Origin of the sequence: Vibrio sp. 10N.222.49.C9, assembly GCF_041474985.1 — a bacterium.
Lineage (GTDB): Bacteria > Pseudomonadota > Gammaproteobacteria > Enterobacterales > Vibrionaceae > Vibrio > Vibrio crassostreae_C.
In genome coordinates, this window is the sequence record NZ_JBFRVD010001145.1 from 1 (window position 1) to 550 (window position 550).

The window sequence follows — 550 nt, forward strand, 5'->3', positions numbered from 1 at the left end:
GGGTCATTGATGACCGTCGAGGAGAATACATTTTTAAAGGTGGTTCCTTGGCTTTTGCTGTTTGCGACTGTGCTCTTTATTGTCGGACCTAAATTCAATCAACTGTTGCAGGCCACAGCGAATCGTTACAAACATGCCTCTCAGGTAGGGCAGATCTTGATATGGGTTGGTTTGCTGGTGGTGGCCACTTATGGTGGCTTCTTTAATGCTGGTCTTGGGATCATATCACTCAGCTTTCTGGTCATCGCTGGCTATCGTGACATCAACGTTATGAATGGCGTTAAGCTGCTAATCTCATGTGGTGTGTCGCTAACGGCTATTGTTATTTTTATTGTTCAAGGGGCTATTGATTGGCACGCAACGTTAGTGGTGTTGGTTGGCACATTGGTCGGTGGATACTATGCGGCGCATATTTCCCGTAGGCTTCCACAGATATGGGTAAAGAACGTTGTCATCGCGATCAGCGTTTCGATAACGGTTTATTTCTTCTAAAGCACTTATCTATAATCGTTTTTTGATGCCAGATACGAAAAAGGCTCGGTCAGTTGAC

General features: G+C 45.1%; 1 protein-coding gene. It reads left to right on the top strand.

Annotated elements, in window-relative coordinates:
- The coding region (locus AB4585_RS27290; RefSeq protein ID WP_372171876.1) for a sulfite exporter TauE/SafE family protein at positions 1-492 on the top strand (492 nt) is incomplete at its 5' end.
- Positions 493-550: the final 58 nt, after the last annotated feature.